This window comes from Listeria sp. LM90SB2, from assembly GCF_028867355.1.
Lineage (GTDB): Bacteria > Bacillota > Bacilli > Lactobacillales > Listeriaceae > Listeria > Listeria monocytogenes_B.
In genome coordinates, this window is record NZ_CP046449.1 from 1,960,433 (window position 1) to 1,975,646 (window position 15,214).

The following is a 15,214-nucleotide window of genomic DNA, read 5'->3' on the forward strand; positions in this document are numbered from 1 at the left end:
TATTTTTTCAAATCTCACACCATTTGTCAATCTATTCGAGTGTTTTTTATGAAAATAACTGTTTACTTCCATATTAAAACGTTTGGTTCATATCCTCTACAACTTCTTGGAGTGCATAAAAATCAATACAGTCTATATAATAATTAGACTGTTCTTTTGCTTGAATCGCTCGGTCATAAAAGAATTTCGGCGAACCTTCTTTTTCTAAATCATATACAAGTAATGCGCCATCCGTATTATCAATAATAAAACCATCTCTTGCCGCAAATTGCGCTGGACTTTCATAAGGACGCTTCGTAATAAAAGCATGGTAATCGGCTTTTTCTAGTACTTCGCTCGCCCATAATTGGTTCGCTTCATTCCAGTTAGCACTTTGCTTTTCAAACGGTTCAAGGATTGCTAGTTTAATCGGATAGTCTGCTTTTAATTCTGCAACCACATCGCCAGCCCAAAGTTCAATTCCTAACTGACCAGAAATAATCACCCATTCAAGCCCATCTTCCACGAGTGGAAGCAAATGCCGTTTAATTGTTTCTTTTATATAAACCGCTTCATCTGCATCCTTTTTAAAAATTCCCAGTTCAAAATTTTTATACCCCGTCACTGCGATGGATTTCACATCAATTCCTCTTTTCTTTTTAAGAAATCTCTCACTCTCGTTAGTGTATACTTGGTAGATTGGTAGTGATCTAGGAAGTGTTTATAAAAAGACTTTCCATTAAATGCACTTACTGCAGTCATTTGAACATTATCACAAGCTTGTCTTAATTGTAGTTCTCCTAAATAAGGAGGACGCTCTTTGTTTACCCACGGAATAGCTAATTCTAAAAACGCATCCGCGCTATTTTTTGCTTCGTCAACGAAAGGTTTCATATCTTTATAAAAATCAAACGGCTTTGCTTCTTCACGGTTACTTAAATATAATTCCCAATTTTTTTCGTTTTGAAGAAGCAATTTTTCCGTACGGTTTAAAAGTTCCATTCTATCACTCTTTTCTTCACATTTTCAGATACTTCAAGCATAGCATAGGACGCAAAATCTTGCCTAAAATTAGATTATTAGCTAAAATATGGTAAAATAGACGAAGGTACGTTCTATTTATGAGGTAGTTTCATGCCGAAAAGAGCTATTTTGCATTTAATTGATACTATCATTTTCATTTTTATTTGTTATAATAGATGATAGTCTAAAATTCAGAATAGAAATTTTCTGATAGAGGTGAAAAAAATGGCTATTGGTTACCCTAACGGCAAGAAGTATGCAGCGAGTCATGAGGTTCTTCCTCAACAAAAACGGAAAGCTCCTGTAACTTATGGTAAGCGTGGTATGTCTTTGGAAGATGACCTAAATGATACGATTGCGTATTATTTAACTCACGAAATAGCAGTCATCCACAAAAAACCTACCCCTGTCCAAATTGTCAGTGTGGACTACCCAAAAAGAAGTAGTGCCAAAATTAAGGAAGCCTACTTCAAAACACCATCCACAACAGATTATAATGGTGTGTATAAAGGAAAATACGTTGATTTTGAAGCAAAAGAAACGCAAAATACAACTTCTTTTCCGTTGAGTAATTTTCACGATCACCAAATGACACACATGGCAAACGTCTTAAAACAAGATGGTATTGTATTTGTCATTATTGCTTTCCAAAAACTCGGAGAAACTCATTTCATTCCCTTTGAGAAATTTTATCCGTTTTGGGAACGTATGCAAAGTGGTGGAAGAAAATCAGTTACTATAGCAGAAATACAAGATGTATCAGACCAAATTCCTTATGGTCTAAATCCAAGGCTTGACTTCTTGCAATCCATAGACAAATTATACTTCTAGTCAAACCTTTTTTAAAGGAGAGAGATTTTTAATGGCAGATAAACCGCAGACAAGATCTCAGTATCGCAATAAACAAAGTGGTGGTTCTAAAAAGAAATCCCAAAAACGAGGAAAACGAGTAGTAGCGAATATTTTCAAAACTATTTTCTTTGTGGGATTATTTTTAGCTTTCTTTGGTATTGCGGCTGGTGCAACTGTCTTTTACGATTACGCAAAAGATGCACCAAAACTGACCGACTCCAAGCTACGAGATCCACTTTCATCTAAGTTACTTGATAAAGATGGAAAAGTTTTCGCAGAAGTTGGAACCGAACGGCGGGAATATATTGAATACAAAGATATACCTGAAACACTAAAAAATGCAATTCTAACAACGGAAGATGCGCGTTTTTATGAACATGATGGCATTGACCCAATTCGACTTGGTGGAGCAGTAATTGCCAATTTGACAGACGGTTTTGGCGCAGAAGGTGCAAGTACCCTTTCGCAACAAATCATCAAAATGTCCTATCTTGATTACACAAATAAAACACTTGCAAGAAAAGCTCAAGAAGCATGGTTAGCTCTTCAATTAGAAGAAAAATATAGCAAGAATGACATCTTAGAAATTTATGTTAATAAAGTCTATATGTCAGACCGTGTCCACGGCATGCAAACAGCTTCCGAACATTACTTCGGTAAAAATTTGAAAGACCTTACGTTAGCTCAAACAGCCCTACTTGCAGGTATGCCACAAAGTCCGAATAACTACAATCCTTATGAACACCCAGAAGCAGCAAAAAAACGTCGTGATCAAGTTTTAACAAATATGTATACACATGATAAAATTACAAAAGAAGAAATGACCGAAGCTCAAAAAACATCTATCACTACCGGACTTCGCTCGAAAAAAGATCGTGAAGATAAAATTTACAAATACGATTCTTACGTCACACAAGTGTTAAGTGAAATTCCAAAAGAATACGATGTTTATCGTGATGGTTTAACTATTCATACAGCGCTTGACCGTGATGCCCAAGAATATACGGAGAAAATGCTCAATACGAACGAAATTGTTAACTTCACTGATGATGAAATGCAAGCCGGTATAGTGCTTCAAGATACTAAAACTGGACGTGTTCAAGCAATCGGAGGCGGACGTAAACAAAAAGTAACTCGGGGATATAACTATGCAACCCAAGTAAAACGTTCTGTTGGGTCTACCATGAAACCAATTGCTGACTATGGTCCTGCTTTTGAATATTTGGATTGGTCGACTGCCCATATTTTAGAAGATGAACCATATACGTATTCTGGCGGAACCCCTATTAACAACTGGGATTTCGCATACAAAGGACCAATTTCAGTAAGACAAGCACTTTACCAATCACGTAATATTCCAGCCCTAAAAACCCTTCAAGCTGTTGGGCTAGATAAATCCGAGGAATTTGTTAATAAACTTGGCATCACCTATGATGAAGGACAAAACGTAGAATCCAACGCTATTGGAGCAAACAGTTCCAACCCAATGCAAATGGCTGGTGCCTATGCTGCATTCGGTAACAAAGGAATTTATAACAAGCCACACACTGTTACAAAAATCGTTTTATCAGATGGACAAACAGAAATTGACACAGAACCACAAAGTACTGTTGCTATGAAAGAATCAACTGCTTATATGGTTTCAGATGTTCTAAAAGATGTTCTTTCTATCGGAACAGGTACATCAGCAGCCGTACCAGGCGTACCTGCTGCTGGTAAAACAGGTACAACGAATATTCCACCTGAATTCACTTCGAAGTACTACTACCCTAGTGGTGCTGCCCGTGACTCATGGTTCGCTGGATATACAACCAATTATTCGATTGCTGTATGGACCGGCTATGATGACAAGAAAAAATATGTTTCAGCAAGTGAACAAAAAATTGCGCAGCGGATGTTTAGTAAATTAATGGCTCATGCATCTGCCGGTAAAACTACTGCAGATTTCAAAATGCCTAGCAATGTTGTTTCCGTCCCAATTCTAAAAGGAAGCAACCCAATTGCACGCGCTGCTGCAGGCACTGCAAGTGATAAAGTAAGTTACGAATTATTCTTATCCGGAACCGCTCCAACCAAAACTGCTTCTACTCCAGAAGACGAGAAGAAAAAAGCAGAAGAAGCTGCGAAGAAGAAAAAAGCGGAAGAAGATAAAAAGAAAACAGATGAAGAGAAGAAAAAAGAAGAAGAGGCTAAGAAGAAAGCAGAAGAGGAAGCTAAGAAAAAGGCTGAAGAAGAAGCCAAAAATCTTACTGCCCCTGCCGGCTTAAGAGCAAGTTATAATGCCGGCTCTAAGCAAATCAATGTTTCTTGGTCTGCGGTAGATGGTGCAACCTATGAAGTAACAGTCAATGGTTCTACTACGACAGTATCTTCTACTTCCGTTTCAGTAAGCGGAGGTAATCCTGGAGACACTGTTTCCATTAACGTCGTCGCTGTTAAAGACGGTAATCGAAGCCCTGCCTCCTCTACTACAGTTAAAATTCCAGATAGTTAATACAAAAAGAGCGGAAGATGTTTAAACATCTTCCGCTCTTTTTTATGATCTTTTCGCAATTAATTTACGCTGTTCTAACATTAATTCATTTAATTGCCGAAAACCTAAATACGTATTACCTCGCTTTAATACATATTCTAACCGCTCGTCTAAATTGAGTGGTTTTGTCTCCAACGTTTTAATTTGGTCCATCAAATTATCTAGCTGTACTGGCCGGTGATTACTCCAAAATAAAATAGATAAAAAAATACCGAGCGCATCTCTAACCGTTACAGGAGATGGTTTTTTATGCACTTTCAAATCAGCTTCCATACTTTCAGCCAAATTAGTCATATGTTTCGCCAATTTGCGACAAGCTCGCTCTGTTTCATTTTTCCAAGGAATAACTCCACCACCTTTGGTAAAAAACTGTTGTTCTTGCCAAAAAGGTAGACCACTAACATAAATGGATTCTGGATCATATTCTTCTAAAATAACATCCGGTGCTGGGAAATCAGGATGTGTTAATTCTACTGCATATTTAAATTCAGCCATCGAATCCCCTCACTTTCGCTTGTTTTTTTCCTTCTCTGCATAAATAGAGTAAGGGACAGGTCGGGCATTCTGGGTTTCTTGCTTTACAATGATATCTTCCAAAGAAAATCATATAATGATGTGCATCAGACCAGAGTTCTTTTGGTAGCTTTCTTTTTAACGTTTCTTCCACTTCTACAACAGAATCTTTCCATCTACAAATCCCTAAGCGTTTACTAATTCGTTCGACATGTGTATCTACTGCGATTGCTGGAATACCAAAGCCAACTGATAAAACAACATTGGCCGTTTTTCTACCTACACCTGGAAGGCTCTCAAGTTCCGCATGCGTCTTTGGTACTTCCCCATTAAATTCGATTAGAATTTTCTCGGATAATCCTTGAATATTTTTTGCTTTATTACGATATAAGCCAATAGAGCGAATATCTTCCATCAATTCTTCCAGTGGAACAGCCAAATAATCTTCTGGTGAGTGATATTTTTCAAACAGCGAGGCAGTCACGCGATTTACTAACACATCTGTACATTGAGCGGATAAGACAACAGCCACCAGTAATTCAAACGTATTTTTATGAACTAGCTCACAGTGTGCTGCTGGAAACATTTTTGCCATTTCTTCTATGCATAATACGGTTTGTTTATTCGATAACAATTTGTGTACCTCACCCTTTTCTTTTTTCAAGCCAGTCGTATAGAGGAATCGAACCTGCGCTTTTTTTCACTTCCGTTTGGTTAATTGCTTGGCTTGTGCGCCCATTTTGATGAAATTCTTCCGCTACACGCTTGGCATCTTCTATTGTCTTAACTCCTTGTTTCGACCAGTTAAGCAGAATCCTATCAATATATCGGAAATTTAATTTTTGCGAAATAACAGCTTCTTTTAATGCTTCTTTGATTAAATCCGGGCTCGTTCTATCTTGCTCTACCCACGCGGATAACATTTCTGCTTCCATTGGAGAAAGCGGTCTTCCAAACTCTGCTTCGAATAGAGTATATAAACTGGTTTGTTTTTCCAACTCTTTTTCATGTTTACTATCTGCTTCCTTGTTTTCATATAAAGCGACTAGTTTACCCCAGAGTGGTGCCAAATTATATTGTTCAGAAATCATTCGTGAATTATCTTGGCTTTGTTCGATAGCAATCACACCTTTTTTCAAGAGTGAGTCCATCGTTTTAATTGTTTCTTCCAGTGGAAGCGTTGTTCTATTGGTTAACATTTCCATCGACGGGAAAAATTCTGCCTCTGCTGCAAAGGATTGAATTTGAAGTAATAGCACTAGTTCTATTTCGTTTAAGCCAATGGTTGCATAGTTTTTCACTAGCACTTGCGGTAATGTCACTTGCCCTTCAGCCATCCATTTTTCAAGAATTTTTGGATTCATATTTAACACCTCACTACAAAATTATAACATGGTTTTCGAGGGAAAAATATAAAAGTACTGCTAAAATCATGAAATCCCGCGGAAAAGATTATTTTCAATTTAAAGTCCACAAAAAAAGTGAAGCCAGTATGTTGGCTTCACTTTTTAACTTACGGATATAAACGGTTTAGTAAACGTGGGAACGGAATGGTTTCACGTACATGTTCTGTGCCCGAAATCCAAGCAACTGTACGTTCTAAGCCAAGACCAAAACCGGAATGTGGAACAGAGCCATAACGAGCTAAGTCAAGGTACCAGCTGTAGGCTTCTTGATCCAAATCGAAGTCTTCCATTCTAGCTTGAAGCGTTTCTAAATCGTGAATACGTTCCGATCCACCAATGATTTCTCCGTATCCTTCTGGAGCAATCATATCAGCGCACAACACAACTTGATCGTTTTCTGGATCTTCCGGCATATAAAATGGTTTAATTGCTTTTGGATAATGTGTAATGAAAACTGGTTTTTCGAAGCTGTCTGCAATCGCTGTTTCATGTGGTGCCCCGAAGTCATCTCCCCAAACAATATCATCAAAGCCTAATTCGTGTAAACGTTCGATTGCTTCTGTATAAGTAATACGCGGGAACGGTGCAACCATTTTTTCTAAATGACTAACATCACGACCAAGGCGATCTAGTTCTAAGCGGCAGTTATCAAGAACTGCTTTTACTAGGAATGCCACGTAGTTTTCTTGTACTTGTAAGCTATCTTCTAATTTGTAAAATGCCATTTCCGGTTCAATCATCCAGAATTCAATTAAGTGACGGCGAGTTTTTGATTTCTCAGCACGGAAAGTTGGACCGAATGAGAATACTTTACCGAAAGCCATTGCTGCTGCTTCCATGTACAATTGACCACTTTGAGATAGAAACGCATCTTCATCAAAATATTTCGTATGGAAAAGTTCGGTTGTTCCTTCTGGAGCACTTCCGGTCAAGATTGGTGGATCGATTTTTAGGAATCCTTCTTTATTGAAAAACTCATAGCTAGCGCGTATAATTTCGTTACGAATTTTCATAATCGCATGTTGACGGTTAGAACGTAGCCATAAATGACGGTGGTCCATTAAAAATTCCGTGCCATGCTCTTTTGGTGTAATTGGATAATCATGTGATTCGCTAATTACTTCTACACCAGATACAGCCATTTCATAACCAAATGGTGAACGAGTATCTTCGTTAATTGTACCTGTGACATATAAACTTGTTTCTTGGGTTAATGCTTTAGCAGTTGCGAAAATATCATCGCCAACTTCTGCTTTTACGACAACGCCTTGCATAAATCCTGTTCCATCACGTAATTGTAAGAAAGCAATTTTACCACTTGAACGCTTATTCGCAAGCCATGCTCCAATAGTTACTTCTTTTCCGACAAATTCGGATGCTTGATTGATTGTAATTTTCACTTGTCTACACTCCCTATTTCATAAAACTTTTGATTCGATTTATAGCTTCTTGGAATAAGTCTGGATTTGTTGCATAAGAAAGGCGTATATAATCAGGCATTCCGAATCCTGAGCCTGGAATGACTGCGACTTTCGCTTCTTCTAAAAGAGCTGCTACAAAAGCATCTACATCCTGAAAACCTTTTTTATGTGCCGCTTCTTTTACTTCAATAAAGAAATAAAAAGCGCCATCTGGTTTTTTCGGTTTAAAACCTGGAATGCTACTTAGTTCTGGATAAAAGCGTTCCATTCGTTCTTCAAAAGCTTTGTACATTTTTTCTGGAACTTCTTGACTACCAACATACGCTTCAAGTGCAGCATACTGGGCATTAGCAGTTGGATTACTTGTTAAATGATCCGCTAACTTACTCATTCCAGCAATGATTTCTTTATTTGCAGCTGCGTAACCAATTCGCCAGCCCGTCATTGAATATGCTTTAGATACACCATTAATAACAATAGTTAAATCATACAAACGGTCACTCAAACTCGCGATAGAGACTAAATCAGCTTTGTTACCATAGTATAATTTTTCGTATATTTCATCAGATAAAATGTAAATCTGATGTTTTTCAGCAACTTCACCAATAGCAATAAGCTCCTCTTTCGTATAGCACATACCAGAAGGGTTATTGGGTGAATTTAAAACGATTGCTTTTGTTTTTTTCGTGATAGCTTTTTCAAAATTTGCTGCTGAAATTTTGAAATCCGCGTCAAAACCAGTTTCTACAAAAACAGGAATACCACCTGCTAATTTGACTTGTTCGGGATAAGTTACCCAATATGGAACTGGAATAATGACTTCATCGCCTGGATCTAAAATCGTTTGAAACGCAGAGTAGAGTACATGTTTAGCACCAGTACCTACGAAAATCTGGTTCGTTTCGTAGTTTAAGAACTGATCTTTTTGGAGCTTATCAACAATCGCTTGTTTTAGCTCGATGATTCCACTAGAAGGAGTATATTTGGTGAATCCTTTGTTCATGGACTCAATTGCTGCATCGATAATATTCTGCGGGGTATTGAAATCTGGTTCCCCAGCACCTAAGCCGATAACATCAATTCCTTCTTGTTTCATTTGTTTTGCTTTAGCCGTAATCGCAAGTGTTGGCGACGGGGCCACTCCTTTGACACGTTTTGATAACGGTAAGTCCATTTTATTCCCTCCTCCAATTTAGTTACAAGTTTTCAATCTCTCTGTACCATTCACCTGTTTCAAAGTTAATGTCAAAGTAGTTTAGCTTGTCATTCTTATCTAAGTAGGCAACTTCCCAAATAGGCGTTTCTTTTTCCATTCCTAAATTCACATGTAAAATTTTCTTTGGATTCTTTTCTTTTGTGACTTTATCGCGTGCTTGTTGTTCTGTAATCCCATCAGATGCGAATTTAACATATACTTTGTCGGATTTTTTCTTTGGAACCCAAACAATGATATTCTTATTCTTACTGTTCTTACCAGTTAATACGTAATACACTTCTTTTGGCCCATTATAAAGATAAAATTGATCTGTTGTTTTTAAATCAACTTGGCCACTTATTCGGTCTAAGGCTTCTGTTTCTGCATTGGTTACTGGTTTTTCTGCATATCTAAAGTACAGAAAAGCTGCTACGACAAGCACAATAATTATGCCGAGAATAATCGCTATCCATTTGCCAATCTTACGCTTAGGTTTTCTATTTCGCAAAATAATCTCGCTCATTTCTATTTCTAAATTACCGGAATTCCTCCGGCGATATGCATTTTCATTTTCGCATAGATACATTATAGCAATAGCGGCCTAAGATTTGAAGTCATATCAGGAAAAATTTAACCTTCCTTAAAGAATTCACTCACTTCTTCTAATAAATCCGCCTGTTTGCCTTTCAAGATTGGCGCGCTTGGGATTGACTCTAAAAATGCTTTTCCAAATTTTGTCGTATCTACTCGATTATCAAAAACAAATACGATTCCGCGGTCGGATTCTCTTCTAATTAACCGACCAAAACCTTGCTTAAATCGCAGTACAGCTTCAGGTAGAGAATAGGTTTGGAAAGCATTCTCCCCGCGTTCTTTGCGAAGGGATATTTGTGCTTTTGTATAAGGGTCATCCATCGGAGCGAATGGTAATCTCACAATAACTAGACATGACAAGTCTTCTCCTGGAATATCAATCCCTTCCCAAAAGCTTGTCGTACCAAGCAAAATAGACTTATCAAACATTTGGAATTGTTTTGTCAGTCGTGCGGCGCTTCCCGCTGAAACTCCTTGCGCTAGAAGGACATACTCTTCTAATGATTTTTCATTTTTCATATGATAATACGTTTTTTGTAACATATCAGAAGCGGAGAAAAGAACAAGCATCCGTCCATTCGTTTTCACTGCTATGTGGCGAATATATTTCGCAAGTTCCAAGGTATATCGCTCAATTGGTGTGTCTTTAATTGGGGGCATATCATCTGGAATCATCACTCGCGCATTTTCTTTATAATCAAACGGTGAAGGAATGCGTTTTTCCATAATTTGTTCTTCTTCCAGACCGAGACTTTTCCGTAAATAATCAAACTTCCCTTTTACGGTTAAAGTTGCCGAAGTCATGATGACACTTTCTTTTTTAGCAAAAAACTCTTTTCCAAGTGTCGGCTCCACTTCCATCAAGACAGCTTTTAGACGAATGCTAGAAATAGAATGATTTTTGTCAGCTTGTAAATAAATGGTCAAAATAGGCGACTTCTTATGCAACATTTGCTCCAGTTGTTTTACCATATTCTTCCAATCAAGTAAAAAAGCATACATTTCTTCCAAAAAGGCGCTCTCTGCCTCACCTAGTTCATTTTCTTCTTGTTTCCCCTGTTCTAACAATGTTTCCATATTTTTTTCGGACTCTTTTAGCAAATGTAATACTTTTTCAGCAGCGTAATAAACCTTGTCATTCCAAGCATCTTTTTCGCTGTTTTCTACTAAGACAACTTCTTGTAAATTTTTACGCGCGAAGTTTAACTGCATTTTCAGAAGACCGAAAAACTCTTCCACCGCATCACTTAACTTCATTGCCGCAATATCTAAATCATATAAACTGTCTGCTTCTGGGAAAGCCATTGCAAGCCTTGTGAGAAGGGAATATTTTTCTAAAGAGCCTAGCTGATTCAAAAAATATTTTATTTTTCGGTAAGACAGAACAAAACTTCCTTGCATACGAGCACTATCCGCAAAATGATGGGCTTCATCAATTACTGCAAAAGCATACTTAGGCAATGTTTCTCTTCCCGAAAAATGGTCATTTAAAAGTAGTGCGTGATTAACAATGACTAAATCTGCATTTTTGGCTTGTTTGATGTTGAATTTATAGAAATCGTGTGCGAGCCAAGGATCATGTTTTTCAGATAAAAACCAGCCTGTGTGCTTCATCCGATTCCAGAATAACTCCCCGCCGCTAGATAGGTTCACTTCATCAATATCACCAGTCGTTGTTTCCGTCAGCCATACGAGCAATTTAAGCTTCGTCACAACTACATCATATTGCGTATCGACTTCTTGAAGTAACTGCTCAAATTTAAACAAATTCAAATAATGATCGCGCCCTTTTAGTAAGCTAGCTTTCACTTTGAATCCTGTTAATTTCGTTAAGAGTGGCACATCTTTTTCAAACAATTGAGCTTGAAGCAAGTTGGTGTATGTACTAATAACTACCGGTAATTCAGCTTGTTTCGCTTGGTAAATAGCTGGTAAAAAGTAACCTAACGATTTCCCAATCCCTGTTCCCGCTTCAATCAAGGCATGTTTTCCTGATTTCATCGCTTGGAAAACCAAATTCATCATTTCAAATTGACCACTTCTTGCATAAAGTGGCGCTCCAGCTTTTTTGAATAGTGCCATTTTAGCTTCGTCTGTTTCAGGAAATTCAAGTAAATCTGCTCTACTATAGGTGGGCTTTTCGACTTCTTTTTTGCGAATAACTAGTCCACGATGTTCTACGAATGCTGGATCAAGTGGCTTGTTTTCTCGCTCTTTTCGCATTTCAATTTCAAATAAGAGCTCTGGTAAATAGCTTTTTAGACTGCCAGAAATCGTTGTCATTTGACGAATGACAGGTAGTGGTAAATTTTCTAGCTTTTCTAAGAGAAGGAGTAGTAAATCTGCTGTCACTTCCGCATCACTATCCGCACGGTGCGGTTTATCGTGCCCAAGATTAAATTCATCGGACAAGTCTTGTAGTTTATAACTATCGATGCCCGGATACATAATTCTAGCTAATTCCACAGTATCGAGTTTTTTCATTTTGCCAAGAGAAATTCCTGCACGCGTCATTTCTCGTTCTAAAAATGTCCAGTCAAATGACACATTATGTGCCACAAAAATAGTATCTTCTAGTAAATTCGCGATAATCGGTGCGACATCTTCAAACAGTGGAGCATTTTTAACGTCTTTTGGGGAGATTCCCGTTAATTCTTGAATAAACGCAGGAATCGGTTTTTCTGGATTTAAAAATGTCGTGTATGTTTCCAGACGTTTTCCTGATTCAACAAAGCAAGCAGCGAACTGGATAATTCGGTCCTCTCGTGAAGCTTGATTTCCTGTTGTTTCTAAATCGACGACTATATAGCGTTTCTGTTTCATCTGCTCCACCTCTTTCCTTCACTGCTTTTATTCAAAAATAACGATGCAAACAAACGAGTAGCTTGAGCAGAAATCCACTCAAGCTCCCCGAACTGATTATAAAGTCGTATGCGCTTTTTCTTCTGGAAGAATCATTTCAATATGATTTTTTTCATCTAAAACAACTATTTTGGGTTCATGTGTTTTCGCTTCTTCGGCAGTAAACATTCCGTAACTCATAATAATTACTACGTCGCCAACTTGGACGTGTCTAGCTGCAGCTCCGTTTAGACAAATCACACCACTTCCTGGCTCACCTGGGATAATATAGGTTTCAATTCTAGCACCGTTATTGTTATTTACAATTTGAACTTTTTCGTTTGGAAGCATATCCACTGCTTCTAAAATAGCAGAATCAATCGTAATACTTCCAACATAATTTAGATTGGCTTCTGTTACAGTCGCTCGGTGAATTTTGCCATTCATCATTGTTCTAAACATTTTTTACCGCCTCTTCACATTTATTAATTCATTATCAATTAAACGAGCTTTCGAATATTTTACTGCCGCTGCAATGATTATTCCTTTGGTCCAGTCTGTTACTGGTGTAAATTCAGGATAGGAATAGAGCGCTAAGTAAGCAATGTTCTCATGGGATGGTTGCTCATTTATTTTATCTGTCATGACTTGGACTATTTTAGCCTCATTTGTTTCCCCAGATTCAATAAGTTCTCGCCCTAGTTGTAAAGCTTCATGAATCACCGGTGCTTCTTTTCGTTCTTTTTCTGTTAAATAGACATTTCGTGAACTTTTGGCAAGTCCATCTGCTTCTCTAACAGTCGCAATGATTCGTAAATTTATAGGGAAAAAGTAGTCTTCTACTAGACCTGAAACTACGGCCACTTGTTGAGCATCTTTTTGACCGAAATAGGCGTTATCTGGGTTCACTAAATGAAATAGCTTCGTTAAAACCGTTACTACTCCGTCAAAATGACCTTCACGATCAGCACCATCAAGGACAGAAACGCGTTTGGTGACATGTAGTTTGGTTGCTAGTTCGGTTGGATAGATTTCTTCGACTGTAGGTACAAATAAAATATCCACGCCGCCTTCTTCTGCGAGCTTTGCATCGTGCGCTTCATCTCGAGGATAAGCATCAAAGTCTTCGTTCGGACCGAACTGGGTTGGATTAACAAAAACACTCATAACGACAAAATCTGTTTCTTTTCTCGCATGGCTGACAAGTGTCATATGTCCTTCATGTAAAAAGCCCATCGTCGGAACGTAACCAATTGTTTTATTCGCTTTTTTTTGCTCTAAAATAGCTTCTTTAAGGTCTTGTTTATTTCGAATAATTAACATTTGCTATTCCCTTCCATAAAGGCCTTTTAAGTCTTCTTCAGCCATGGTAAAGCTATGTTTCACTTCTGGAAACGTCGCTGCTTTTACTTCTTTTACGTAGCTTGCTAGTGCTGGTTCGATTCTTTCATCAATGTCCGCATACGCTTTTACAAATTTGGCGCGACGACTGATTCCATAACCGATAATATCGTGATAAACGAGTACTTGTCCATCTGTTTCTACGCCTGCTCCAATACCAATTGTAGGGATAGAAAGTGCTTTACTTACTTTTTCAGCGAGTTGACGTGGAATTGCTTCAAGTACGAGTGCAATCGCTCCAGCAGCTTCTACAGCTAACGCATTATCCATTAGCTCTTGTGCTTCTTGGGCAGATTTAGCACGTACTTTATAGCTTCCAGTTAAGCCAACACTTTGCGGGGTTAAGCCAAGATGCGCGACAACTGGAGCACCTGCTTCTGTTAGGCGAGCAATTTTGTTAACGACTTCTCCTGCTCCTTCTAATTTTACAGCATGAGCGCCACTTTCTTGGATAATCTTCCGTGCATTTTGGATAGTTTCATCCACTGAACCATGATACGTCATAAACGGCATGTCTGTAACAACAAATGTATCTGGTGCCCCGCGCTTCACGGCTTTTGTATGATGAATCATATCATCCATCGTAACTGGTACAGTTGAATCGTAGCCTAATACTACCATTCCAAGTGAATCGCCGACTAAAATCATATCAGCTTCTGCTTGTTCTACATTCTTAGCAGAAGGATAGTCATACGCGGTTATCATCGTGATTTTCTCACCGTTTTCCTTCATAGCAAAAAAGTCTACTGGTCTTTTCATTTTCTTAGCTCCTTTTCGTCCCTGTTAAATTACTTTAATCAAGGCAAAAAACATATTTTTTAGTAGCATTAGTATGATCCGGTAAAGGTATCATCCATTCATTGCTACCATATGTATAATAACATAAATAGATGCTTACTTAAAGTATGTAAATTGAAGAGAGGCCTACTCTGAAACCTCTCCACTTACTTTATTCATCCAATTCGTTAATTTCGCCGGTTCATCCGTTGCTGCATAGGTAGACGCTACTTTTCCATCTTTTAAATAAACCATCGTTGGGACAGAATCGATGTCCATTTTTTCTAAAAGAGCAATCATATCATCGCGACTCTTTTCGGAGGCTTTATCTGTGTTATAATAAGCCATTTTTTGGTCTGGTTGTCTTTTTTTAAGTTCTTTCTTTAAAATAGGTTGAAATGCTTGGCAATCTTCACAGGTCGGACGCCCAACGTAAACAAAGCCAGTTGTTTTATCGGCCATTTTTTGCTTAAAATCTTTGGTGGAAATGGTTGTTAGAAAAGAGGCGCTTTCTTTTTCTGTTTGGTTTGCTTTCTCTTCCGTTTCTTTTTTATTATCGCCGCATGCTCCAAGTGTAAGGATTACGGTAATTGATGTTAATAGTAATAGTATTTTTTTCATCTAAACAGCTCCTTCGCATTTATTGTACTTGATTTTTCCCAAAAAAGAAAAACCCGAA

Annotated in this window: 15 protein-coding genes; 2 read left to right on the forward strand and 13 right to left on the reverse strand. The window is 38.0% G+C overall.

Annotated elements, in window-relative coordinates; all coding sequences use genetic code 11:
* Nucleotides 1-73: 73 nt before the first annotated feature.
* A complete protein-coding gene (locus GL301_RS09705) occupies nt 74-619 on the reverse strand; it encodes an SLOG family protein (protein WP_003726811.1) in 546 nt (181 codons plus the stop codon).
* Nucleotides 616-981, reverse strand: a complete 366-nt coding sequence (locus GL301_RS09710) for a YppE family protein (protein ID WP_003723000.1) — start codon at nt 979-981, stop codon at nt 616-618. Before GL301_RS09710 ends, GL301_RS09705 begins: the two co-directional genes overlap by 4 nt.
* Before the next feature lie 246 nt (nt 982-1,227).
* On the opposite strand from GL301_RS09710, the gene recU reads away from it, so the two are divergent.
* Entirely contained in the window at nt 1,228-1,833 is a 606-nt protein-coding gene (gene recU / locus GL301_RS09715) for a Holliday junction resolvase RecU (protein ID WP_003723001.1), read from the forward strand.
* A 31-nt stretch (nt 1,834-1,864) separates the two neighbouring features.
* The gene (locus GL301_RS09720) at nt 1,865-4,348 is read left to right on the forward strand and encodes a penicillin-binding protein 1A (protein WP_003728019.1); all 2,484 of its coding nucleotides are present in this window, start codon (nt 1,865-1,867) and stop codon (nt 4,346-4,348) included.
* A 42-nt stretch (nt 4,349-4,390) separates the two neighbouring features.
* On the opposite strand, the gene GL301_RS09725 is transcribed toward GL301_RS09720, so the two are convergent.
* The 11 genes from GL301_RS09725 to GL301_RS09775 all read right to left on the reverse strand — a co-directional run bounded on the left by GL301_RS09725 (nt 4,391) and on the right by GL301_RS09775 (nt 15,156).
* Entirely contained in the window at nt 4,391-4,882 is a 492-nt protein-coding gene (locus tag GL301_RS09725; RefSeq protein ID WP_003723003.1) for a YpoC family protein, read from the reverse strand.
* Entirely contained in the window at nt 4,875-5,534 is a 660-nt protein-coding gene (gene nth / locus GL301_RS09730) for an endonuclease III (RefSeq protein ID WP_003728018.1), read from the reverse strand. The genes GL301_RS09725 and nth overlap by 8 nt, the downstream gene beginning before the upstream one ends.
* A 10-nt stretch (nt 5,535-5,544) precedes the next feature.
* A complete protein-coding gene (locus GL301_RS09735; protein WP_003728017.1) occupies nt 5,545-6,264 on the reverse strand; it encodes a DnaD domain-containing protein in 720 nt (239 codons plus the stop codon).
* 149 nt (nt 6,265-6,413) lie between these two features.
* Complete coding sequence (gene asnS, locus GL301_RS09740) at nt 6,414-7,706, reverse strand: asparagine--tRNA ligase (RefSeq protein WP_003726759.1); 1,293 nt, start codon at nt 7,704-7,706, stop codon at nt 6,414-6,416.
* A gap of 13 nt (nt 7,707-7,719) precedes the next feature.
* Complete coding sequence (locus GL301_RS09745; protein WP_003728016.1) at nt 7,720-8,901, reverse strand: pyridoxal phosphate-dependent aminotransferase; 1,182 nt, start codon at nt 8,899-8,901, stop codon at nt 7,720-7,722.
* Between the two features lie 22 nt (nt 8,902-8,923).
* Nucleotides 8,924-9,508 (reverse strand): cell wall elongation regulator TseB-like domain-containing protein, encoded by a 585-nt coding sequence (locus GL301_RS09750; protein WP_003734425.1) that lies wholly within the window; start codon nt 9,506-9,508, stop codon nt 8,924-8,926.
* A 44-nt stretch (nt 9,509-9,552) separates the two neighbouring features.
* Nucleotides 9,553-12,339 carry an ATP-dependent DNA helicase DinG gene (gene dinG / locus GL301_RS09755; RefSeq protein WP_071346662.1) on the reverse strand — a complete coding sequence of 929 codons (2,787 nt, stop codon included), beginning with the start codon at nt 12,337-12,339 and terminating at the stop codon, nt 9,553-9,555.
* A 96-nt stretch (nt 12,340-12,435) separates the two neighbouring features.
* Entirely contained in the window at nt 12,436-12,819 is a 384-nt protein-coding gene (gene panD / locus GL301_RS09760) for an aspartate 1-decarboxylase (protein WP_003728013.1), read from the reverse strand.
* 3 nt (nt 12,820-12,822) lie between these two features.
* Nucleotides 12,823-13,680 (reverse strand): pantoate--beta-alanine ligase, encoded by an 858-nt coding sequence (panC, locus tag GL301_RS09765; protein ID WP_014929705.1) that lies wholly within the window; start codon nt 13,678-13,680, stop codon nt 12,823-12,825.
* A gap of 3 nt (nt 13,681-13,683) precedes the next feature.
* Complete coding sequence (panB, locus tag GL301_RS09770; protein ID WP_003726618.1) at nt 13,684-14,517, reverse strand: 3-methyl-2-oxobutanoate hydroxymethyltransferase; 834 nt, start codon at nt 14,515-14,517, stop codon at nt 13,684-13,686.
* A 165-nt stretch (nt 14,518-14,682) separates the two neighbouring features.
* Nucleotides 14,683-15,156, reverse strand: a complete 474-nt coding sequence (locus tag GL301_RS09775; RefSeq protein WP_003730823.1) for a thioredoxin family protein — start codon at nt 15,154-15,156, stop codon at nt 14,683-14,685.
* Nucleotides 15,157-15,214 lie beyond the last annotated feature (58 nt).